The sequence below is a fragment of the Sphingomonas sp. Leaf5 genome, from assembly GCF_001421155.1.
In the GTDB taxonomy this organism is placed as follows: domain Bacteria; phylum Pseudomonadota; class Alphaproteobacteria; order Sphingomonadales; family Sphingomonadaceae; genus Sphingomonas.
Map to the genome: position 1 here is coordinate 81988 of NZ_LMJZ01000006.1, position 23232 is coordinate 105219.

Annotated in this window: 19 protein-coding genes; 13 read left to right on the forward strand and 6 right to left on the reverse strand. The window is 66.5% G+C overall.

The genetic code is table 11. The features are described from left to right. Positions 1 to 236: 236 nt before the first annotated feature. From ASE50_RS06450 to ASE50_RS06475, 6 genes are read left to right on the forward strand one after another with little or no spacing between them, the layout of a single operon-like run. Positions 237 to 1592, forward strand: coding sequence for an NCS2 family permease (locus ASE50_RS06450; RefSeq protein WP_056397320.1), 1356 nt, complete (start codon positions 237 to 239; stop codon positions 1590 to 1592). A 4-nt stretch (positions 1593 to 1596) separates the two neighbouring features. Then, positions 1597 to 3003 carry a xanthine dehydrogenase small subunit gene (xdhA, locus tag ASE50_RS06455; protein ID WP_056397323.1) on the forward strand — a complete coding sequence of 469 codons (1407 nt, stop codon included), beginning with the start codon at positions 1597 to 1599 and terminating at the stop codon, positions 3001 to 3003. After that, complete coding sequence (xdhB, locus tag ASE50_RS06460; protein ID WP_056397326.1) at positions 3003 to 5315, forward strand: xanthine dehydrogenase molybdopterin binding subunit; 2313 nt, start codon at positions 3003 to 3005, stop codon at positions 5313 to 5315. Before xdhA ends, xdhB begins: the two co-directional genes overlap by 1 nt. After that, entirely contained in the window at positions 5312 to 6262 is a 951-nt protein-coding gene (xdhC, locus tag ASE50_RS06465) for a xanthine dehydrogenase accessory protein XdhC (RefSeq protein WP_056397329.1), read from the forward strand. Before xdhB ends, xdhC begins: the two co-directional genes overlap by 4 nt. Then, entirely contained in the window at positions 6259 to 7548 is a 1290-nt protein-coding gene (gene guaD / locus ASE50_RS06470; RefSeq protein ID WP_056397331.1) for a guanine deaminase, read from the forward strand. Before xdhC ends, guaD begins: the two co-directional genes overlap by 4 nt. Beyond that, positions 7548 to 8645 carry a nucleoside hydrolase gene (locus ASE50_RS06475; protein ID WP_056397335.1) on the forward strand — a complete coding sequence of 366 codons (1098 nt, stop codon included), beginning with the start codon at positions 7548 to 7550 and terminating at the stop codon, positions 8643 to 8645. The genes guaD and ASE50_RS06475 overlap by 1 nt, the downstream gene beginning before the upstream one ends. 92 nt (positions 8646 to 8737) lie before the next feature. Here ASE50_RS06475 and ASE50_RS06480 read toward each other — a convergent pair whose 3' ends face one another. Beyond that, positions 8738 to 9655: a LysR family transcriptional regulator gene (locus tag ASE50_RS06480; RefSeq protein WP_056397339.1), complete on the reverse strand. Its 918-nt coding sequence runs from the start codon at positions 9653 to 9655 to the stop codon at positions 8738 to 8740. Between the two features lie 228 nt (positions 9656 to 9883). Between ASE50_RS06480 and ASE50_RS06485 the strand changes: the two genes are divergently transcribed. From ASE50_RS06485 to ASE50_RS06495, 3 genes are read left to right on the forward strand one after another with little or no spacing between them, the layout of a single operon-like run. Beyond that, positions 9884 to 12376, forward strand: a complete 2493-nt coding sequence (locus tag ASE50_RS06485; protein ID WP_082438849.1) for a TonB-dependent siderophore receptor — start codon at positions 9884 to 9886, stop codon at positions 12374 to 12376. A gap of 55 nt (positions 12377 to 12431) precedes the next feature. After that, positions 12432 to 13535 carry a purine nucleoside permease gene (locus tag ASE50_RS06490; protein WP_082438850.1) on the forward strand — a complete coding sequence of 368 codons (1104 nt, stop codon included), beginning with the start codon at positions 12432 to 12434 and terminating at the stop codon, positions 13533 to 13535. Between the two features lie 10 nt (positions 13536 to 13545). After that, the gene (locus tag ASE50_RS06495; RefSeq protein ID WP_056397343.1) at positions 13546 to 14904 is read left to right on the forward strand and encodes an 8-oxoguanine deaminase; all 1359 of its coding nucleotides are present in this window, start codon (positions 13546 to 13548) and stop codon (positions 14902 to 14904) included. A gap of 3 nt (positions 14905 to 14907) precedes the next feature. On the opposite strand, the gene ASE50_RS06500 is transcribed toward ASE50_RS06495, so the two are convergent. Further along, positions 14908 to 16350, reverse strand: coding sequence for a nucleobase:cation symporter-2 family protein (locus tag ASE50_RS06500; RefSeq protein WP_200909516.1), 1443 nt, complete (start codon positions 16348 to 16350; stop codon positions 14908 to 14910). A 197-nt stretch (positions 16351 to 16547) separates the two neighbouring features. Here ASE50_RS06500 and ASE50_RS06505 point away from each other — a divergent pair, with 197 nt between their 5' ends. Both ASE50_RS06505 and ASE50_RS06510 read left to right on the forward strand, forming a co-directional pair. Then, positions 16548 to 17561 (forward strand): adenosine deaminase, encoded by a 1014-nt coding sequence (locus tag ASE50_RS06505; protein WP_056397347.1) that lies wholly within the window; start codon positions 16548 to 16550, stop codon positions 17559 to 17561. Between the two features lie 300 nt (positions 17562 to 17861). Then, positions 17862 to 18413 (forward strand): phosphoribosyltransferase, encoded by a 552-nt coding sequence (locus ASE50_RS06510; protein ID WP_055998110.1) that lies wholly within the window; start codon positions 17862 to 17864, stop codon positions 18411 to 18413. A gap of 71 nt (positions 18414 to 18484) precedes the next feature. On the opposite strand, the gene ASE50_RS06515 is transcribed toward ASE50_RS06510, so the two are convergent. Continuing rightward, complete coding sequence (locus tag ASE50_RS06515) at positions 18485 to 20080, reverse strand: GH39 family glycosyl hydrolase (protein ID WP_235512221.1); 1596 nt, start codon at positions 20078 to 20080, stop codon at positions 18485 to 18487. Next, entirely contained in the window at positions 20080 to 21327 is a 1248-nt protein-coding gene (locus ASE50_RS06520; protein WP_056397350.1) for a glycoside hydrolase family 5 protein, read from the reverse strand. The genes ASE50_RS06515 and ASE50_RS06520 overlap by 1 nt, the downstream gene beginning before the upstream one ends. Positions 21328 to 21824: 497 nt before the next feature. On the opposite strand from ASE50_RS06520, the gene ASE50_RS06525 reads away from it, so the two are divergent. Both ASE50_RS06525 and ASE50_RS06530 read left to right on the forward strand, forming a co-directional pair. Next, complete coding sequence (locus tag ASE50_RS06525) at positions 21825 to 22007, forward strand: hypothetical protein (RefSeq protein ID WP_056397353.1); 183 nt, start codon at positions 21825 to 21827, stop codon at positions 22005 to 22007. 83 nt (positions 22008 to 22090) lie between these two features. Beyond that, positions 22091 to 22531 carry a MucR family transcriptional regulator gene (locus ASE50_RS06530; protein ID WP_056397356.1) on the forward strand — a complete coding sequence of 147 codons (441 nt, stop codon included), beginning with the start codon at positions 22091 to 22093 and terminating at the stop codon, positions 22529 to 22531. Positions 22532 to 22667: 136 nt separating this feature from the next. Here the strand turns inward: ASE50_RS06530 and ASE50_RS06535 are convergent, their stop codons facing one another. Both ASE50_RS06535 and ASE50_RS06540 read right to left on the reverse strand, forming a co-directional pair. Next, on the reverse strand, positions 22668 to 23018 hold the full coding sequence (locus ASE50_RS06535; RefSeq protein ID WP_056397359.1) for a DUF3147 family protein: 351 nt from the start codon (positions 23016 to 23018) through the stop codon (positions 22668 to 22670). Next, positions 23018 to 23215 carry a DUF1289 domain-containing protein gene (locus tag ASE50_RS06540; RefSeq protein ID WP_056397361.1) on the reverse strand — a complete coding sequence of 66 codons (198 nt, stop codon included), beginning with the start codon at positions 23213 to 23215 and terminating at the stop codon, positions 23018 to 23020. The genes ASE50_RS06535 and ASE50_RS06540 overlap by 1 nt, the downstream gene beginning before the upstream one ends. Positions 23216 to 23232 lie beyond the last annotated feature (17 nt).

Sequence of the window (23232 nt, forward strand, 5' to 3'; positions counted from 1 at the left end):
TCCCCCTTTGATGATGCCCGCCGGTCGTGGCGCAGGCCCCCTTGCCGCCTGTCTATGGGACGGATCGTGGCGCGCCCATCGCAATATCCGGGACGTCGCGTTGCCGTAAAACGCTCGCCCGGACGAACGCACGAGCTGGATGGTGCGCTCATTTTTGCAACGCGGAATGCCGATCATTGATGTAGATCGGGCGGCTACCCGCTGGCATGACAGGCGCAGGGCGGTCGGGGAATGAGATGACACAGACGGTAGCGACGGAAACACCGGCAGCGACCATGTTGGAGCGCCGGTTCGACCTGACCGGACGCGGGACCTCGGTCCGGACCGAAGTGCTGGCGGGCACCACCACCTTCCTGACCATGGCCTATATCGTGCTGGTCAATCCGGCGATCCTCGGACAGGCCGGGATGCCGGTGGCGGCGGTCGCCGCTGCCACCTGCTTCGCCGCCGCCTTCGCCTCGATCCTGATGGGGACGGTCGCCAACGTGCCGCTGGCCCTCGCGCCGGGCATGGGTCTGAACGCCTATTTCAGCTTCACCGTCGTGCAGCAGATGGGCATTCCATGGCCGGTCGCGCTCGGCTGCGTCTTCATCTCGGGCTTCTGCTTTCTTATCCTGACGCTGACCGGTGTGCGACAGCTGATCGTCTCGGTCATCCCACCGCATCTGTTCGCGGCGGTGGCGGGCGGGATCGGCCTGTTCATCGGCTTTATCGGGTTTCGCAACGCCGGCATCGTCGTCGCCAGCCCTGCGACCCTCGTCGCGCTCGGCCCGCTGACCGCGCCGGGCGCGCTGCTCGCGCTGCTCGGCCTGCTGGTGATCGCGGTGCTGAGCATCTGGAACGTGCGCGGCGCAATGCTGATCGGAGTCGTCATTACGACCGCCGTCGCGTGGATGGCCGGGCAGGTCACCATGGCTCCCGAACCCTATAGCCTGACCATGTTGACCCAGACCGCGTTTCAGATCGATCTGGCCGGCGTGTTCGGCGCAGGGGGGCGGCACGGGCTCGGCCTCTTCGAAATCCTGTTCGTGTTCCTGTTCGTCGACCTGTTCGACAATATCGGCACGCTGGTCGCGGTGACCAAGCGCGCCGGGCTGATCGACGCGGCCGGCCGCATTCCCCGGCTGAACCGCATCCTGCTGACCGATGCGGTAGCGACCATGGTCGGCGCGGTGGCGGGTACCAGCACCGTCACCAGCTATGTCGAAAGCGCGGCGGGCGTACAGGCGGGCGGGCGCACCGGCCTGACCGCGGTCGTCACCGGCATCCTGTTCCTGCTGACCATGTTCGTCGCCCCCTACGCGCAACTGGTGCCGCTGGCCGCGACCGCTCCGGCGCTGATCGTCGTCGGCGGCCTGATGCTGCTGCCGCTGGTCGAGGTGCAGTGGGACGATCCGCTGGCGGCGATCCCGGCATTCCTGACCGTGGCGATGATTCCGCTGACCTTCTCCATCGCCAACGGGCTGGCGTTCGGCATCACCGCCCATGCCGTGCTGAAGGCGATGCGCGGACAGGCGACGCGCGCCGACTGGTTCCTGTTCCTGCTCGCCGCGCTCTTCATCGCGCGCTTCGCATGGATGGGGGCGGCGTGAGGTCATGACGGTCCGCTTCCTCCTCGACGATACGATCGTCGAGATCGTCGATGCCGCCCCGACCGCGACGCTGCTCGATCACCTGCGCTATCGCCTGCGCCGTACCGGAACGAAGGAAGGCTGTGCCGAGGGCGATTGCGGGGCCTGCACCGTGCTGGTCGGGGAGCCGGTCGACGACGGCGTCGCGTGGCGGGCGGTGAATGCCTGTATCCTGTTCCTGCCGATGATCGACGGCAAGGCGGTGATGACCGTCGAGAGCCTGTCGCAGGGCGGCGCGCCGACCGCGCTCCAGTCGTGCATGGCGCGCAACGGCAGCTCGCAATGCGGCTTCTGCACGCCGGGATTCGTCATGTCGCTTTATGGTCGCGCCGTCGGGGCGGCGGGGCACGACCTGCCCGTCGCCGATGTGATCGCGGGCAATCTGTGCCGGTGTACCGGCTATGGCCCGATCCTCGACGCCGCGCGTGCGGTGCCGCAGATCGATCGCGACGACCGGCAACTGGCCGCCGCGCTGCGCGGTCTTGCGGCGATGGATGCACCGGAAGCGCGGCCGACATGGTTCGCCCCGCGATCGACCGACGATCTCGCCGCGCTGCTGATCGAACACCCCCATGCCCGGCTGATCGCCGGGGCCACCGACGTCGGGCTGTGGGTGACGAAGGGACTGCGCGACATCGACGTGCCGGTGTTCATCGGCGACGTGCCCGAACTGCGCGCGATCACCGAAGATGCCGCCGGGGTCACGCTGGGCGCGGCGGTCCGCTATGCGGAAGCGCATGACGTGCTTGCCCGCCTCCATCCCGATCTCGGCGAGTTGGTACGGCGGATCGGCGGGTTGCAGGTGCGCAATGCCGGCACGATCGGCGGCAATATCGCCAATGGCTCGCCGATCGGCGACGGTCCGCCCGCGCTGATCGCGCTTGGCGCGACGCTGGTCCTGCGCCGGGGCGATCAGCGACGGACGCTGGCGCTGGAGGATTATTTCCTCGCTTATGGCAAACAGGACCGCGCACCCGGCGAGTTCGTCGAGCGTATCCACATCCCCCGCCCCGCCCCCGACGCGATCGTCCACATCGCCAAGCTGTCGCGCCGGTTCGACAGCGATATTTCGGCGGTGTGCGGCGCGTTCCATCTGACGTTGCGTGATGGGGTCATCGCCGAAGCGCTGGTTGCGTTTGGCGGGATGGCCGCGACCCCGCGCCGCGCGCCGGCGTGCGAGGCGACGTTGACCGGTGCGCCCTTCGCCGAAGCCACCATCGCCCGCGCCGTCGCGGCGCTCCGCGAAGATTTCGCGCCGCTGACCGATGTCCGCGGTAGCGCCGCCTATCGACAGGAAGCCGCGGGCAATCTGCTGTGGCGTCTGTGGCACCGCGAACAGGGCGAACCGGTTTCGGTCCGGGAGGTGCTGTGATGGCCGACCGCGCCGCGCCGTCCCCGGTCCGATCGGACGTGAAGCCGTCGCTGCCGCATGACAGCGCGCAGCTGCACGTCACCGGGACCGCACGCTATATCGACGACGAGCCCGAAGCCGCCGATCTGCTGCACCTCGCCTTCGGCCAGTCGACCGAGACCCATGCCGCGATCGTCGCGATCGACCTGTCGGCGGTGCGCACCGCGCCCGGCGTCGTCGCGGTCTTCACCGCAGCGGACATACCGGGCCACAACGACGTCAGCCCGGTCGCGCATGACGACCGGCTGCTCGCCGATGGCGAGGTGCTGTATCGCGGCCAGCCGGTGTTTCTGGTGGCGGCGACCAGCCGGGGTGCGGCGAGGCGGGCGGCCAGGCTCGGCAGGATCGAATACGCCCCCCGCCCCGCGCTGCTGACCATCGCCGACGCCCGCGCCGCCGCATCGCGGATCGAACCGACCCAGCGCATGGCGCGGGGTGATGCCGCCGCCGCGCTCGATACCGCACCGCATCGTCGCTCGGGCAGCTTCGCGATGGGCGGACAGGATCATTTCTATCTGGAGGGCCAGATCGCGCTCGCTCGACCGGGCGAGGACGGACAGGTCCATATCGCCAGCTCGACCCAGCATCCCAGCGAAGTGCAGCATCTGGTCGCCGATCTGCTCGGCGTCACGTCGGCGGATGTGACGGTCGAGGTCCGCCGCATGGGCGGCGCGTTCGGCGGCAAGGAAACGCAGGCCGCGCCCTTCGCCGCCGCCGCCGCGCTGGTCGCGACGAAGACCGGTCGGCCCGCAAAATTCTGCTGCGACCGCGACGACGACATGGTGCTGACCGGCAAGCGCCACGACTTCACCGTCGATTACGATGTCGGCTTCGACGACGATGGCCATATTCTCGGCCTCAGCCTGCGGCTGGCGTCGCGGTGCGGCGCGACGGTCGACCTGTCGCCGGCGATCAACGATCGCGCCATGTTCCACGCCGACAACAGCTATTGGCTGCCGGCAGTCGAAATCCTGTCGGAACGGCTGAAGACCCACACCGTCTCGGCCACCGCCTTTCGCGGTTTCGGCGGGCCGCAGGGGATGCTGGCGATCGAGCGCGTCGTCGATGTCGTCGCCGCGTCGCTGGCGCGCGACCCGCTCGATGTGCGCACCGCCAACCTGTACGGGCCGGGGCGTGACGTCACGCCCTATGGCATGACGATCACCGACAATATCGCGCCCGCGCTGATCGCACGGCTGCGCCGCGACAGCGACTATGACGCCCGCCGAGCCGCCGTCCGCGCCTTCAACGCGCGCCACCGCGTCCTGAAAAAGGGGATTGCGCTGGCCCCGGTGAAATTCGGGATCAGCTTCACGACGACCCATCTCAATCAGGCCGGGGCGCTGGTGCACGTCTATGCCGATGGCAGCATTCAGGTGAACCATGGCGGCACCGAAATGGGGCAAGGCCTGTATATCAAGGTCGCGCAGGTCGTGGCCGACGTGTTCGCCGTTTCCGCCAGCGCCATCCGCATCACCGCAACGCGCACCGACAAGGTACCCAATACCTCTGCCACCGCCGCATCGTCGGGGGCGGACCTGAACGGCATGGCGGCGTTCGAGGCCGCGCGCACGATCCGCGACCGGCTGGCGGGGGTCGCCGCATCGATCGGCAGCTGCGAACCCGACACCGTGCGCTTCACCGCGGCGGGGATCGTCGCGGGGGTCGAGACGATCCCCTTCGCCACCCTGTGTCGCAAGGCGCATCTGGCGCGCGTGTCGCTGTCGTCGACCGGCTTCTATGCCACGCCGCACATCGCCTATGACCGCGCCGCCCATCGCGGCCGCCCCTTTTACTATTTCGCCTATGGCGCGGCCTGTGCCGAAGTGGTGGTCGACACGCTGACCGGCGAGCATCGCGTGCTGGCAGTCGACATCCTCCACGACGTCGGCCGGTCGCTCAACCCCGCGATCGATCTGGGGCAGATCGAGGGCGGGTTCGTACAGGGACAGGGCTGGCTGACGACCGAAGAACTGGTGTTCGCCGACGACGGCCGGTTGCTGACCCATTCGCCCGCGACCTACAAGATCCCGACCGCCGCCGACCGTCCCGACCGCCTGTCGATCGCGCTGTGGGACGGGGAGAATGTCGAACCGACGATCAACCGGTCGAAAGCGGTCGGCGAACCGCCGTTCATGCTGGCCCAGTGCGTCCTGTCGGCGCTGGGCGAAGCGGTGGCGGCGACCGTCCCCGATCGGCGCGCCTTTCCCCCGCTCGATGCGCCCGCCACGCCCGAGGCGATCCTGCGCGCGATCGCCGCGCATCGCGCATGACCGGCGACTGGATCGCGCGCCTGCGCCGTGCCGCGCCGGAGGAACCGGTCGCGCTGGTCACCATTCTCGCCACCGAAGGATCGGCCCCGCGCGGTGCGGGCACGCGGATGGCGGTCGACGCAGCGGCCTCGTTCGACACGATCGGCGGCGGCGCGCTGGAGCATCAGGCGATCGAGCAGGCACGCGCGATCCTCGCTCACCCACCGGGCAGCTGGCGGGTGCAGGATTATCCGCTCGGCCCCCTGCTCGGCCAATGTTGTGGCGGGCGGGTGCGACTGCTGATCGAGCGGGTCGTTCCCGCGGCGCGCGACTGGATCGATGCGGCGGCGACCGGTACGACGCTGACCACGACGCTGCACGTCGGAAACATTGCGCGCGCGCCCGATCCGACGGCGGCGATCGTCCCGCTATCGGCCCGTGGCGAGCGTCCTGCGGCGGGCGCGACATGGTCCGAACGGCCCGGCGCGTGGCAGCGGCCGCTGTACCTGTTCGGGGCCGGCCATGTCGGACAGGCGATCGCCCGCCGGACCGCCGGCCTTCCGCTGCGGCTCGCATGGTTCGACAGCCGAACGGAGCTGGCCGATACACCGGGCGTGACGGTCGTCGACGCGGATCGCCTGCCGACCTGCCTGTCCGACGCGCCCGACGACGCGGCGGTCGTGATCCTGACGCACGACCACGCGCTCGACTATGCGCTGACCAGCGCCGCGCTGCGGCGTCCCCCGCTCGCCTATGTCGGGCTGATCGGCTCGGCGACCAAGCGCGCCCGGTTCTTCGCCCGGCTGACCCGCGAAGGGATATCGGCCGACGCCCGCGCGCGGCTCACCTGTCCGATCGGGCTGACCACGATCCCCGGCAAGGAGCCGGACGTCATCGCCCTGTCGCTCCTCGCCCAGCTTCTCACCCTCGGCACCGCCGACGCGCGCATCACGCCGGAGTATCCATGACCCTCCGCCTCTTCCGCGCCGAACTGCTGTCGGTTTCGACCGATCCCCGTGACGATCCCGGCGCGATCCGGCACGAACCCGATGGGCTTCTGGTGGTCGAGGACGGGCTGGTCGTCGCCCGTGGCGATCATGCGGCACTGGCATCGCGCTTCGCCGGCCTGCCGGTCGAACGCCTGCCCGGCATCGTCGTCCCCGGCTTCGTCGACGCGCATGTCCATTATCCGCAGATGGACCGGATCGCATCGCACGGCGAACAGCTGCTCGACTGGCTCGAACGCCATATCTTTCCCGCCGAAATGGCCTTCGCCGATCCGGTGCACGCCGCAGCCGTCGCCGACGCGTTCCTGACCGAGCTGCTGCGCAACGGCACCACCAGTGCGCTCGTGTTCCCGACCGTCCACCCCGCATCGGTCGACGCGTTGTTCGACGCGGCGCTCGACCGGCGGATGCGGGTCGTGTCGGGCAAGGTGCTGATGGACCTCGGCCCCGATGGCCTGCGCGATACGTCCGAAGCGGCGCGCACCGACAGCGAGGCGCTGATCCGGCGGTGGCGCGGGCGCGGGCGGCTGGGCTATGCCGTGACGCCGCGCTTCGCGCTGACCTCGTCCGACGAACAGCTGCGACAGGCCGCCGCCGTGCTGGACGCCAACCCGGATGTCCTGCTCCACACCCATCTCGCCGAAAACAGATACGAATGCGCCGCCGTCGCCGAACGCTTCCCGCAAACCCACGACTATCTCGACGTCTATGACCGGTTCGGGCTGGTCGGTCCCCGGTCGGTGTTCGCGCACGGCATCCACCTGACCGATCGCAGCTGCGCGCGGATCGCCGAAACCGGCGCGGGAATCGCGGTCTGCCCGACCTCGAATCTCTTCCTCGGATCGGGGTTCTTCGATTTTGGGCAGGCTGACGCGCACCGGATGCGGCTGGGTCTTGGCAGCGATATCGGCGCCGGCACGTCCTTTTCGATGCTGCACACCGCCGGCGTCGCCTATCAGGCCGCACTCGCCCGCGAGATGCGGCTCGATCCGTTCCGCGCCCTCTATCTGGCGACCGGGGGCAGCGCGGCGCTGCTCGGCATCGCCGACCGGGTCGGCGCGCTGCTGCCGGGACAGGAGGCCGATTTCGTCGTGCTCGACGACGCCGCCACGCCGCTGCTCGCGCGGCGAACCGCCGGGGCCGATCTCGCGGCACGGCTGTTCGCGATGCAGGTGCTGGGCGACGACCGCACCGTGCGACGGACCTATGTAATGGGCGAATGCGCCTGGGATCGGGGGACGGGTTGATGCGCAAATTCTTGTGGGGCCTGATCCTTTTGCTGGCGGCGGCGATGCCCGCGCAGGCGCAACCGGCACGTCGCCTCGTCATCATCGACGACGAAGGTTTCGGCCTCGCCCATGCGATGCTGCTCGACGCCCCCGATGTCGAGGTGCTCGGCATTACGACCGTGACCGGCAACGTCTGGGCCAATCGCGCGACGGCGATGGCGCTGAAAGGCGTCGAGCGGATGGGGCGGACCGTCCCGGTCATGCAAGGCGCGACCTATCCGCTGGTCAATTCCGAGGTGCTGACGCAGCGTTGGGAAAGCCTGTACGGCAAGCTGACGTGGAAAGGTGCATGGATGCGGCAATGGGTCGAACCGACCCGGCAAAGCACCCCGCCCTATTTCCGCGCCGACGATCCGGTCGACCTGCCCGGCGGCAATCCGACCACCCGCCCCTCGCCCGAAATCGCCGCCAATTTCCTGTTGCGGATGGTTCGGGAACATCCGGGGCAGGTGACGATCATCGCCATGGGACCGCTCACCAACCTCGCGCTGGCCCAGCGGCTCGACCCCGCCTTTGCCGGCCTTGCGAAGGAGCTGGTCTATATGGGCGGCAGCCTGAACCCCCGGCAGGTGCGCGACAGCGTTTCGGCGAGCCAGTTCGCCCGCGAATTCCTCCACTCCCCGCGCCGCGAATTCAACGCGCGCTTCGATCCCGAAGCGGCCAGCATCGTCTCGCGCAGCCCGTGGCGGCATATCACGATCATCCCCGCCGATCCGTCGACCGCGACCGAGCTGACGCCCGCGCTGATCGCCCGGCTGCGGGGCGTGTCGCCGCCCGCCGTCGCCGCATGGATCGCCGCGCTCGAACCCGGCTTTCCGCTGTGGGACGAAATCGCCGCCGGCGTCTGGCTCGACCCGACCATCGTCACCGGGCGCGACACCGCCTTCGTCGATTACGACACGCAGTTCGGGCCGAATTACGGCGACATGCTGTCGTGGAGCGCCGGCTATCAACCGGGCGTCGGCGAACAGCGCGCCGAGGTGATCCGCACGATCGACCCCGCCCGTCTGGAAGCGATGATGCTGCGACTGTTGTCCCGTCCTGCCGTGCGCTAGGACCGATCGACCTTCCGCTGTCAGGCCAGCAAACTTCTCCCCTCCCTGACAAGGGAGGGAGAAGTCGAAACCTTCCCGAACGCCGATCGGCCCTACGCCGGCGGGATATAGGCGAACTGGGTGAACCCCGCCTCGATCTCGCGCAACACCATCGTGGCGGCATAGGACGGGGTACGTGCGGTCGCAGTGCACAGCGCCAGCGTCATCGGGCGCAGCACCTTGTCGACGATGCGGGTGAAAGCTAGCGTGCCCGCACGCACCTCGGTCGACACGTCCAGCGAGGTGAGGATGCCTACGCTTCCCCCCTCCTGAATCAGCGAGGCGATCATCTGGATATTGTCGGACGTCGCCCGGCGATGGAGCGAGACACCCGACGTCGCCTGCAGTATGTCCACCTGCTGATGCACCGCCAGCGGGGCGGCGGGGAGGATCACGGACTCACCGTCGCAGTCCGAGAACCGAACGTCCGACCGCTGCGCCAGCGGATGGTCGGGCGGCGAGACGACCCCCAGCACGACATCGACAAAGGCGCGAACCGTCAGCTCGCGATAGGATTGCGGGTCGAACAGGATGCCGAAATCGACGTCGTTGGCCGCGATCGCACGGCGCACCTGCTCGTTGCCCAGCACCTGCACGCCGATGGTGATGCCCGGATGGCTTTGCTGGATCGCATGGATCGCAGCGGGCATATACCCCTTTGCCAGCGCATCGATCACCGCGATGTCGACATGACCGCGCTTCAGCCCGCGTAGATCCTCGATCTGCGACAGCGTGTCGCCCAGCTGCTTTTGCCAGCGTCCGCCCGCCGACATCATGACCTCGCCCGCCGCCGTCAGCCGCAGACCGGTCGGCAGGCGTTCGAACAACTGCACGCCCAGTCGCGCTTCGGCATTCAGGATCTGCCGGTCGATCGCCGACGCCGATACCGACAGTTCATCGGCGGCGCGCCGGATCGACCCGAGCCGCCCCACCGCCATGAAATACCGGATGAACCGCGATAGGGCCGGCATGCGCTAATTTTTGCAACGGATCGTCGTCATCATTGCGTTTGAATGCAACGATCGCCCCCCGTACGTCAATTATGAAGTCAGAATTGTGACGCGGTCGCCGTCTGGCTGCCCGTTCGAAACGGGCTGGCGACGACGGCGGACAACGCCGCGCACATGCCGGGAGAGGCGGGGAACAACAGCGACGGACCGGTCCGGGGGAACCGATCGGACGTCATAGGGGGGCTGACCATGACCATGCTTGCTCGTTCGGTATCCATCGTCCGCAACGATCCGAAATCGACGCGTCGCACCGGCGCCGCGCTGCTCCTGTCGCTGCTGTGCGGGACGGCACTCGCCACGCCGGCACAGGCGCAGGAAATAGCGGCGACCACAACCTCTGCCGAGGCCGAGCCGCAGGACGGCAACGAAATCGTCGTCACCGGATCGCTCAACGCGCTGCCGGTCAAGGACGTCGGATCGGTCTTCGGCTTCGACAAGACGCTGGTCGAAACGCCGCGCTCCGCCTCGACGATCAGCGACGAACAGATCGAACGCTTCGGTATCACCGACATCTATGATCTGGTCGCGCAGTCACCCGGCACCTTCACCAACTCCTTTTTCGGGGTCGGCGGCGCGCTCGACATCCGCGGCACGCCGGGCGAAACCTATTTCCGCGGCGTCCGCAGGCTCGACAATGCCGGCAACTATCCGACGCCGATCGCCGCGGCCGACCGGATCGATATCGTCCGCGGCCCCGCCTCGCCCATCTATGGCCCGTCCAAGACCGGCGGTTACCTGAACTTCGTGCCCAAATCGGCGCGGGTGGCGGGCGGGGCGTTGCTCGGCGCGCCGCGCGGTGAGGTCAGCTACACCGGCGGCAGCTGGGACCGCAACAATCTGCGCGCCGAAGTGCGCGGGCCCGCCCGCATTCTCGGTGCCGATCTCGGCTACAGCCTGTATGCCGAGATCGAGGATTCGGGCAGCTATTACCGCAACATGTCGACGAAGCAGACGATTTTGCAGGGCTCGTTCGACCATCAACTGACCGACCGTATCCGCATCGAATTCGGCGGCCAGTACCAGAATTTCAAAGGGCAGCAAAATGGTGGCTGGAACCGCCTGACCCAGCAGCTGGTCGATGACGGCACCTACATCACCGGCACGGCCAAACCGCTCGACACCAGCGGTGACGGCCAGATTTCGCAGGGGGAAATCAACGCGTCGATCCCCGGCGGCCTGTCGATCTTTGGCAACTTCACCTGCCCGAACAGCAGTTTCAGCCCGTTCGCCAGCGGCTTTACCGACGCCTGCTTCACCCAGACCTATCCGCAGCTCAACCTCGTCAACACCGGCACCACCAAGCTCAGCCGCCGCGACGTGCTGACCGGCGTGAACGACAAGCTGACCAACAAGCAGACGACGCTCTATTACGACGTCACCTACGATGGTGCCGACAATCTGACGGTCAAGAACCAGCTGTTCTTCGACAATACGCACAACATCAACAACAATGATTATGGCTTTTCCCAGCGGGTAAAATCCTATGTCATTGAAGACAAGATCGTCGTCGCCAAATCGATCGAGACGAGCGTCGGCAAATTCTCGGCACAGGTGTCGCCTTCGATCCGCTACGTCAATTTCGACTATGGCGACGATTTCGACTTCGAATATTTTCACCGTGTCGACCTGACCCAGGGGTACACCCCCGCATCGAACCGGCTGCTCGCGAACGAATGCAATTGCGGCTATACCGACCGGGTCGTCGGCCACACCACCGACTATGGCATCGCCGGGCTGTTCGACCTCGACTTCGCCTTCGGGCTCGATCTGCTGCTGGGCGGACGCTATGACAAGGTCGACGCATCGTCGCGCTACGACGCGTCGGTGATGGACCGGGTGCCGACCCTCAATTCGGCAAAGGGCAGCGACGATGGCTGGTCGTGGACCGCGAGCGCGTCGTACAAGCTGCCGTTCGGCATCATCCCCTATGCGACCGCGTCACAGCAGTCGACGATCGTCGTCGGTCAGGGTGCCGAAGTCCTTCCCGAAGCCGTGGCATCGGGCTTCATGTCGACCTCGCGCCTGTACGAAGGCGGCGTGAAGGGAAGCTGGCTGAACGACACGCTCTATGCCGCGCTGTCGGTCTACAAACAGAACCGGACCGACTTCAACATCCAGTCGATCACCGTCAACCAGGCGGTCGAGACGAAGGGCGTGGAAGCGGAAACGCGCTGGGCGGTCGACCGTCATCTGCTCGTCACCGCCGCCTATACCCATACCGAAGTGGTCAACCTGACCGGGCTGGAAAACGGATCGCTGTTCAGCTTCTTCGGCATCGACGATCTGGTCAACGTCACCAACCCGACGCTGCATCTGGGTGGGCAACCGATCGGACTGGTTCCGATCAACAGCCGCAGCGACGCGCGACGCGCCGGCATTCCCGCCAATCTCTATTCGGCGACGGCGACCTATGGCTTCGACAACGGCCTGTCGTTCAGCGGCAGTCTGGTGAAGGTCGATTCGGTGTTTTCGGGTCAGTCGCAGGCGGTGCGCCTGCCCGGCTATACGCTGCTCGACCTGTCGAGTTCGTACCAGACCGGCCCGTGGCTGTTCCGCGGGGTCGTCAAGAACGCGACCAATGCCCGCTATTTCCGCGCGAACTTCACCGAATTGTTCGGCAGCACCATCGTCCTGCCGGAACGTCCGCGCAGCTTCCTCGCGTCCGCCGTCTATAAATTCTGATGGCGTTTCCGGGGAGGGGCCGAGCGCTCCCTCCCCGCCCGCCGGAGTATCGATCATGCACGCTTTCGTCACCGGCCTGTTGCTTGCCACGGCCGCGCCCGCTTTGCCCGCACCGGCCGCGCCCGCCGCGCAGCCCGCCGTCACCGCGCCGCTCTGCGCCATCGCCGCCCCATGCGCCCGGCCACTGCCGGTGCGGATGGTCGTCGTGACCATGTTCGAAATCGGCAAGGACGAAGGCGACACCGCCGGCGAGTTCCAGTTGTGGAAAACGCGGCGCAATCTGCACCAGCGCATTCCCTTCCCCCACGGCTTTCACGACCTGTACTACAACCCGGACACCCAGATACTGGGCGTCGTCACCGGGGTCGGATCGGTACGGTCGGCGGCGGCGATCACCGCGCTCGGCCTCGACACCCGGCTCGACCTGTCGCGTGCCTATTGGCTGGTCGCGGGCATCGCCGGCATCGATCCGGAGGATGCCTCGATCGGTTCGGCGGCATGGGCACGCTATGTCGTCGACGGCGATCTGGCGCATGAGATCGACGCGCGCGAGATTCCGAAGGACTGGAAAAGCGGCTACTTCCCGCTCGATCGCAAGGGGCCGGACGATCCCGCCCCGCCGCGCACCGATGGCGGTGAGGTTTTCGCGCTCAACCCCGACCTGACCGAGTGGGCCTATCGGTTGACCCGCGACGTGGCGTTGCCCGACGATCCGGGCATCGCCCGCGAACGCGCGCGCTATACCGACCATCCCAATGCGCGAAAGCCGCCCTTCGTGCTGATCGGCGACCAGTTCTCGGCGATGACCTTCTGGCATGGGAGCCTGCTCAATCGCTGGGCCAACGACCACACCCGCTATTTCACGGGAGCCAAGGGGCAGTTCGTGACCAGCGCGATGGAGGAAACCGGGACGCTGCAGGCGATCGAGTATCTGTCGCGGATCCGGCGGGTCGACAAGGATCGCGTCCTCGTCCTGCGCACCGGCAGCAACTATACCCTGCCGCCGCCCGGCGTCACCGCCGCCGACTATCTGCTGCGCGAGAACGAAGGCTATGCCGGTCTCAACGCATCGGTCGAAAGCCTGTACCGCGTCGGCGACAAGGTGGTGACCGAATTGCTCGCCCATTGGGATCGCTACGGCAAGACGCCGCCCAAATGACGCTACCGACATGACCCTGACCGTCCTGCATTCGGCCGCCATGCTCGTCACCATGGACGATGACGGTCGCGAGATCGCCGACGGCGCGGTCGCGTGGCAGGACGGGGTCATCACCGCCATCGGCGCGACCGCCGATCTGGCACCGCTACGACAGCGCGCCGACCGGACGATCGACGCGCGCGACTGCGTCGTCACGCCGGGGCTGGTCAACACGCACCATCACCTGTTCCAGTCGCTGACCCGCGCGGTGCCCGGCGCGACCGATGCCTCGCTGTTCGGCTGGCTGCGACGGCTCTACCCGATCTGGGCGCGCTATCGCCCCGACGACGTCCATGCCGCGACCCGACTGGGCCTCGCCGAACTGGCGCTGTCGGGCTGCACGCTCAGCAGCGACCATCTCTATCTCTTCCCGAACGGCGTCACCCTCGACGACACGATCGCCGCTGCCGCCGATATCGGCCTGCGCTTCCATGCCACCCGCGGCAGCATGAGCGTCGGCGAAAGCGCCGGCGGCCTGCCGCCCGACGCGCTGGTCGAGCGCGAACCCGCGATCCTTGCCGACACCATCCGCGTGATCGACCGGTTCCACGACCCCGCCCCCGGCGCGATGGTCCGCATCGGCGTCGCGCCCTGTTCGCCCTTTTCGGTCAGCGAGGGGCTGATGCGCGACGCGGCACTGCTCGCGCGCGACAAGGGCGTGATGCTGCACACCCACCTGGCGGAGGACGATGACGACGTCGCCTTCTCGCTCGAACGGTTCGGCTGCCGGCCGGGCGTCTATGCCGAACGGCTGGGCTGGACCGGGCCGGACGTGTGGATGGCGCACGGCGTCAAGCTCGACGCCGACGAGATCGCGCTGTTCGCCGCGACCGGCACCGGTGTCGCGCACTGCCCCTGCTCGAACTGTCGACTGGGCGCGGGGATCGCGCCGATACAGCGGATGCTGGCGGCGGGCGTGCCGCTGGGACTGGGCGTCGACGGATCGGCCTCCAACGACAGCGGAAATCTGTTGCAGGAGGCGCGGCAGGCGCTGCTGCTCCAGCGCGTCGTCGGCGGTGCCGACGCTTTATGCCCACGCGCCGCGCTGCGGCTCGCGACGCGCGGCGGGGCGGAGATGCTCGGACGCGACGACTGCGGCGCACTGACCGTCGGCCGGCGCGCGGATCTGGCGGTGTGGGACGTGGCGAGCGCGTCGAATACCGGCGCGTGGGACATGGTGGCCGGGCTGGTGCTCTGCCCGCCCGCCGGCGTCCGCGACCTGATCGTCGAGGGGCGGACCATCGTAGCGGGTGGCGAATTGCGCAGCGCGCCGCTGTCCGCGATCCTCGCCGACGCGCGCCGGTCGATCGCGCGGCTCCGCGCCACCTGATCGTCACGCCATCGGATCGTCGCTACTCGACCGCCCGCTGAAAAAGGCATTGAGCCCGACCGCGCTGATCGACGCCAGCACGATGCCCGAATGCAGCAACGGCGCGAGCGCGGTCGGCATCGCCTGAAAGAACCGGTCGGACAAGACCGGGATCAACCCGACGGCGATCGATACCGCGACGGTGACCAGCCGTTCGAAGGTCAGATCGACCGACCCCAGAATGCGAATGCCGGTCGCCGCGATCATCCCGAACATGACCAGCGCCGCGCCGCCCAGCACCGGCAAGGGCACCGCCGCGACCAGCGCCGCCAGCTTCGGGCATAGCCCGAGCGCGAGCAGGATGACCCCCGCCCCTGCACAAACGAAGCGCGACCGCACGCCGGTGATGCTCAACAGCCCGATATTCTGCGCGAACGAGGTGTAGGGAAAGGTATTGAACACCCCGCCCAGCAGCGTGCCCGCCGCGTCGCCGCGCAGCCCGCGCACCATCTGCCCGCGATCGACCGGCCGCCCGACCATCTGCCCCGCCGCCATGAACATGCCGAAGGATTCGATCATCACCGTCATCATGACGAGGCACATCGCGATCGACGCCGGTACTTCGAAGGTCGGCCATCCGAACTGGAACGGACGCACCAGCGCGAACCATGGCGCATCGCGGACCGGCGTCAGATCGACATGCCCCATCGCCCCGGCAACGACCGTCCCCGCGACCGTCCCGACGAGCACCGCACCGCTGCGCAACAGGCCATGCCCGAACCGCATCAGGCACAGCACGACGCCGAGCGTCAGCAGCGCGAGCAGCAGATGCGCCGGTGCGCCATATCCGGGATCGGTCGGCTGTCCGCCCGCCGTCCAGTTGATCCCGACCCGCATCAGGCTCAATCCGATCGACAGGATCACCGTCCCGGTCACCGCCGGCGGAAACAGGCGCGACACCCGGCCGACGAACGGCGCGATCAGGAACCCGAACAGCCCGGCGATGATGACCGCCCCGTAGATACCGCGCAGCACCGTCTCGGGCGGCGATCCTTCGGCATGGCCGGTGGCGATCATCGCCAGCATCGGGCTGATCGACGCAAAGGTCACCCCCATCACGATCGGCAGGCGGATGCCGACCCTGGGCAAGCCCAGCGTCTGGATCAACGTGGCAAAGCCGCAGGCGACCAGATCGGCGCTGATGAGCAGCCCCAATTGCGCGGGCGGCAGGTCGAGCGCGCGACCGACCACCAGCGGCACGGCGACCGCCCCGGCATACATGACCAGCACGTGCTGGAGCGCCAGCGGCACCAGCCGCCGGGCGGGCAATACCGCGTCGACGCCGTCCGCCATCCGGTCATCCGCCGGCACGAACGCCGCATCGGCCAGCCCTTTCCCCGCGAGGGGCAACTCCGTCGTCGCCGATTGCATGGGGTGGGTCTCCGTCCGCTGATCGATGACGGTCATGGTATCGACATCGAACCGCCCGCCACCAGCGCCGTTTCTGGCACGAAGCGATCGAGAAAAGGCATCGCTCGCCGCCGGGGTGCCGCATCCGGCCGATCGCCGGCAGAATTTGGGGTCGGGAGGCTATCGCCGGCGGCGGCGATTGCGCATGGTGGGCGACATCGCGCCACGATGCGCAATCGATGGAGCCTGCCCGCATGACCGATGACGATTTCATCACCGCCCTGCCCAAGGCCGAACTGCATCTGCATATCGAGGGCAGTCTCGAACCGGAACTGATGTTCGACCTTGCCCGGCGGAACCACGTCGACATCCCGTTCCGTTCGGTGGACGAGGTCCGCGCCGCCTATGCCTTTTCCAACCTGCAGGACTTTCTCGACATCTATTATGCCGGTGCCGACGTCTTGCGCACCGCCGAGGATTTCCACGACCTCGCGGTCGCCTATTTCGACCGGGCGGCGGCTGATGGCGTGGTGCATTCCGAAATCTTCTTCGATCCGCAAACCCATACCGATCGCGGTATCCCGTTCGACGTGGTGATGGAGGGACTGCTCGCCGGCATGACCCGCGCGCAGGAACGCCATGGCCTGACGTCGAAGCTGATCCTGTGCTTCCTGCGTCACCTCGACGAGGACGCCGCCTTCGCCACGTTCGCGCAGGCGGAGAAGTGGCTCGACCGCATCGATGGCGTCGGGCTCGATTCCTCGGAAGTCGGCCATCCGCCGTCGAAATTCGCGCGGGTGTTTGCGGCGGCCGGCGATGCCGGTCTCAAGCGCGTGGCCCATGCCGGCGAGGAAGGGCCGCCCGCTTATGTCCATGAAGCGCTCGACCTGTTGCGGATCGACCGTCTCGACCATGGCAATCGCGCGCTCGAAGACCCGCTGCTGACCGCCCGCCTCGCCCGCGAAGCGATGACGCTGACCGTCTGCCCGCTATCCAACCACAAATTGTGCGTGGTGAAGGACATGGCGGATCATCCGATCGACCGGATGCTCGCCCTCGGGCTGCGCGCGACGATCAATTCGGATGATCCGGCCTATTTCGGCGGCTATGTCGCCGCGAACTACCGCGCCGTCGCCGGGTCCCGGCAACTCTCCCGTGCGGACCTCGTGACGCTGGCGCGCAACAGCTTTCTCGGGTCGTTCATGGACGATGCCGCGATCGCCGGCCACCTCGCCAGCCTCGACGCCTTTGCCCGGACCGCCGACTAGGCAGGTTCCTTCCTGCGTCTCTGCAAATGCGAAACCTCTGCAGAAGTACCGATCCCGCCCCCCTGCCGTACCCCCGCGCAGGCGGGGGTCAAGGGTTCCAGGCACAAGCCGTTGTTCTGCTTTGCTCTGGACCCCCGCCTGCGCGGGGGTACGGCGAGGTCTCGGCCACGTTTGCGACCTTCGCAAAGGTCTCGCAACTACCGGGTCGCTTGCGCTTTCGGCGGACGGCCGACAATATGATCGCGGCGTTTCGGACGGATTTTTCGCGCGCGCCAACCGTGCAACGATACTGGAAGTCTTGTGGTCACCAAAGTCTATCTGTCCGCCGATCGTCTGCTTGAGGATTCCTTTCGCCTCGCCAATCTCGTCTTCGATTCGGGGTTCCGGCCGACCCATATCGTCGGCATCTGGCGCGGGGGCGCGCCGGTGGGCATCGCGGTGCAGGAACTGCTGGAATATCGCGGTATCCAGAGCGATCACATCGCGATCCGCACCACCTCCTATACCGGCATCGACCGGCAGGACCCGCAGGTCCGCATCTACGGCCTCGGCTATCTGATCGACGTCCTCAACCCCGAGGATCGCCTGCTGCTGATCGATGACGTGTTCGATTCCGGCCGCTCGATCCGTGCGGTGCTGAAGGAGCTGAAAGAACGCTGCCGCAACAACATCCCGGACGAGGTGAAGGTCGCGACCGTCTATTTCAAACCATCGCGCAACGTGACCGACCTGAAGCCCGACTATTATGTCCACGAGACCAACGACTGGCTGATCTTCCCGCATGAGATCAACGGCCTGAGCGAAGCGGAAATTCGCGCGCACAAACACGGGGCCGACGTCATCCTGCGCTGACCGTCAGCCGTATCGGGCGCGACGAATGGACGATGCCGGGGCCTGTCCGCCCGCCCTCCCGTCGAAGCGCGTTACGATCTGGTCAGTTCGATCATCACGACGTCGTGATCGTGCATCGGTAGATCGACGCGCGTGACGCCGTCGCGCCCGACGGCGATGCTACGGACGACGGCATTGTCCTTCGTCAGCGATTGCAGCGCGCCGAGTTGCGCCGACGTCAATTTCGTCGGGCTGCCCATCTGAAGGTAGCGGGTATAGGCGTCGTTGCGTTCATATCCCGTTCGCCGAACCGACAGGCGATAGGACCCCGGCTTCAACCCGAGCGCCTGAATCGTCAGGTCCGGTGCGGCGGCCGGCGGGCGGATTTTGGTGAAGAACGGCCGGTTGCTGACTTCTTGATCGGGCAGCACGTCGCGCCACGCCAGCACCTGCAACGCGTTGCCCCGCAACGTCGCGATGCTCGCATCGTCGCCGGTCCGGAGTTCCCGGTCGCCCAGTTCCGCCAGATATTTGTACGCGAACCACGCCGCCTTGCGAATGCCCTGCGGGTTCATCAGCCCGAAGCCGCCCTCGAACGGCTTGCGCTGCGGCCCGGGCTCCTCGAACAGATCGCTGTAGGTCCAATAGCTCATGCCCTGCACCAGACCCTCGGTCCGGCGCAGCTTGGACAGGATATAGGCGGCACCCAGATAATCGTCGTGGATCGGATCGCGTGGATTGTAGCTGGTGCTCCATTCGGTGAAGAACAGCGGCAGGCCGGCATAGCGCGTCGCGTCGATCTCCCCGCGCACCTTGCGGACGTCGTTGACGATCGCGTCGGGGTTGCGCGACAGCTTGTTGTCGCCTTCGCCCTTTTCATCGAGGAACCCGCCTTCGACGCCATAGGTATGCGTCGTGACGAAATCGATCGGGAGCTTCTCGCGCTCCACATAGCGCAGGAATTCGGGCACCCACGCGGCACCCGCGGTCGACGGTCCGCCGACGCGCAACGCGGGGTCGATCGCCTTGATCGTCCGCGCGGTGCGGCCGTAATAGTCGAAATAGGCCTGCTGGTCGCCCTTTTCCCAGAAGCCGGCCAGATTGGGCTCGTTCCAGAATTCGAAATACCAGCTGCGGACTTCCTGTTGGCCGTAGCGCGCGATCATATGCCGCACGAACGCATCGACCAGCGCCGTCCACTTCTCCGGCTGCGGATGCGAGGTATTGCCCTTCCAGTAGAAGATGGTTTGGTTCGACTGTTTCATCGCATCGGGGGTGAAGCCGAGCTCGACGAACGGTTTCAGCCCCATGCCGAGCAGCCGGTCGTAGAGCTGGTCCAGCCGCGTCCAGTCATAGACCGGCCTGCCATTCTGCTCGCGATAGGTACCCAGTTCGTCGGCGAAGACGTGATGGAACCGGATGTAGCGGAACCGCAGCTCCTTCTGCACCGTCGCCAGCTGTGCCAGACTGTCCTCGCGGATCAGCGTGCCGGGGAAGTCGGACCCGATCGACATCTGCGCCATGCGATCGCGCGGTGTGGTGTCCCCGCGCACGTCGATAACGATCGCGCGCGCCGCCGCACGTTGCGCCGTCCCCGGGACGCTGCTCGCCGGCGTCACGATCAGCCCCAACGCCATCGCCGGGGCGAGCATCGCGCGTCGCAGGAAACCGCCCGTCGGAACGGTCATCATTTCGCTGCCTGCACGATGGCCTCGACGATATCGGCATGGACCACGCGGGCCGCCGCGCGATCGAACAGGCCGAGGGTGTGATTGCCGGTCGGACCATTGTCCCAATAGATCGGGACCATGCCGTGCTGCACCGCCGACCGGGTGACATAACGGTCCCATGCGGTCCGGTACTTGCCGGCCGGATCATACTCCGTCTTGGCGATCGCGCCATATTCGCCCAGAATGACGGGAATGCCCCGGTCGGCGAAGGTCACCTTCACCTTCCGGAACGCCGCATCGACCCCCTCTTCGTTCCCCCACGCCTGAACGGCCTTCGGGTCGGTCGCGCCCGCGCCCCATTGCCAGATAGCGCTCTTCTCGTTCAGCGCGAAATCATAGGGGTCGTAATAATGCACCTCCATCATCATCCGTCCGACAACGCTGTCGGTCGGCAGCGTGGCGTTGCACGCGATGGTGTGGTCGATGTTGGTATTATAGCCCTGCACGATCAGATAGCGGCTGGCATTGCCGCCGCCGGTCGCGCGCACCGCGTCGACGAAGACCTTGTTGAAACCATTCTGTACGGCGCAATGTTCGGCGGTTGGCGCGTTGTAATTGTCCTTGACCATGACTTCGTTGGTACCCGCGAACAACAGGCGGTCGTCCTGATCGCGGAACCGGGTCGCGATCTGCGTCCAGAAGGTCTTGAGCCGCGCATTGGCTGCCGCCTGATCGGCATAGGTCGGTTGCAGCCAGCCCCCGTCCCAATGGACGTTGATAATGACGATCAGCCCGGCCTGGCGCGCCTGATCGACCACCTGCGCGACGCGGTCGAACCATGCCGCCCCGATCCGGTCGTTGGCGTCGGCATATTGTTTCCACGAAACGGGCACGCGGATGCTCTTGAAACCCGCCGCGGCGACCGCGTTCAACAGCGCCTGCGATACCGCCGGATTGCCCCATGCCGTCTCCTGCGAGACGGTCGTCGGGGCGGGCGCGCCACCGATCGCCTCCAGCGAGTTACCGAGGTTCCAGCCGGGCACCATCTGCGCGGCGAACTGCGTCGCGGTCATCGTCGGTGACGGCGTCGCGACCGGTATCGGTGTCGGTGTCGGCGTGACCGTCGCGGTTGGCGGGGCCGACACGCTTCCCGACGCATTGCCGGTGCCGGAACAGCCGGTGATCAGCCCGATCGCGAACACGGCGAGGCCGGCGTTCCAACCGGTACGCGGTGAAAGCCACGAATGCTGCACGATATCGGTCATCCTCTTCCTGACAATGTTTGTTTATACGGCGTTTGTTCATACGGCGGGAGCCGAATTGTTAGCCCCGACCCATCGCGCCGCGACGTCCTGACTATCGGCGAACGGGACCATGCGGGCAAGATGGCGTTCGGCGCGTCTCGCTTCGCGGTCGGACGACCATCGCACAAGACCTTTCGACAAAAGCCCCACCCTTGTACCATCCGAATGGCCGACAGAATTGTGGTCGAAGGAAAGCATTGTCGGTCGCCGACGACCGACGCAACGTCGATCGCGGTTAATAGCGGCGCAATCCGGGCAGAAAAACGCCGTTCCCAATATTCGGCGAAGCGGCCTCCGACAGTATGACGCGTCGATCGATCGGCCGTAATCCCGACTAACGACAGCGGCACCCGCTACGAATCAAGATCGATTGCGGGAACAAGCCTGGCGGAGGTCGTATTGCACTGGACGATATGGCAAAACGGCCGCATAGGACATGCAATATGCTGAGAACCAGAATGAAGCGGATCGCTGAAAAAAGCGAACGGACCGAGCAGCGTGTCGTCGCCATCGAAGCTGCGATCGTGGCGCTCGACAATGACGACCTTCTCGATCTTGCCGATATCTTCGATGCGAAGGCGGACAATCCGCTCAAGGAAATCGCCAAATTCGAAATGATGAAACGCGGGATCAGCCTTTAATCCGATCCGGATACAGGTGTAGATATTGAATCCGTATCATTTCGATCTAATGTAAACATAACAATAGTACCGGATGTAACCGAATGACCGAAGTAACGAACACGATCGAACTCGCAACCGAACTGACGATAGCGTGGCTCGGCAATTCCAATACGCGCGTGACCACGACCGACGTACCGGCATTCCTTCAGGCGATGCACGACACGTTGACGAAGCTCGACGCGCCCGAGACCGCCGTCGCCGAAACGCGGCACGAGAACGAGGAATATGTGCCGGCAGTGTCGGTGCGCAAATCGCTTGCTTCGCCGGACCACATCCTGTCGATGATCGACGGAAAGCCCTATCGTACGCTGCGTCGCCATCTTTCGAGCAACGGCCTGACCGCGGACGAATATCGCAAGCGATACAATCTGAAGGCCGACTATCCGATGGTCGCGCCGACCTACAGCGAAAGCCGTCGGGCGATGGCCAAGACGATCGGCCTCGGTCGCAAGCCGCGCGGCGCGGCCGCAAGCGAAGAATAGAGACAGCCCTGTCTGCAACGGCGCATCCGCGCCGCTGCAGATACGAGGCTTATCTACTCCGCCGTGGTGGCTGCGTGATCCGTCCGGTGATGACGGCAGTCGCGAACGGGGAACCACGGCGGGAATGCCCCCCACATCACAGGCGCAGCCCGAACCGCGGTGCCAGCACGGTCATCGCCGAGTAGAGCACGATCGTCAGGATGCACCCCAGGGTCAGCGCCAGCCAGAACGGCAACCCCGCCCGCAAAAGCGCGGGGATGAGCAGGAACATCGGCAGCGACGGGAGGACGTACCAGAAGGTCGCCCCGGCATGCGCGGCCATGTTCTCGGCATCGGGCTTGTCGCGCCACAGCCAGATCATGCCGAGCACCGACACCAGCGGCAGCGAGGCGATCAGCGCGCCGAAGCCCGGAAACCGCTTCGCCACTTCGGATGCAGCCGCGATCAGGATACCCGACACCAGCGCCTTGACGACAAGGTAGAACATCAGCGCGCATCCTCCTCGCCAATACGCGACGCCAGCTTCGTCAGACGATGCGGCAGATCGCTCGCGACCCGACGGGCATCGCCCGGCCGCAGATTGCGCCAGCGCCGGACTTCGTCGCGCGTACGTCCACACCCCCGACACCAACCGGTACGGGCATCGAAACCGCAGAGTTCGACACAAGGCGAGCGCATCAACATCCATCCCGTTGCATAGG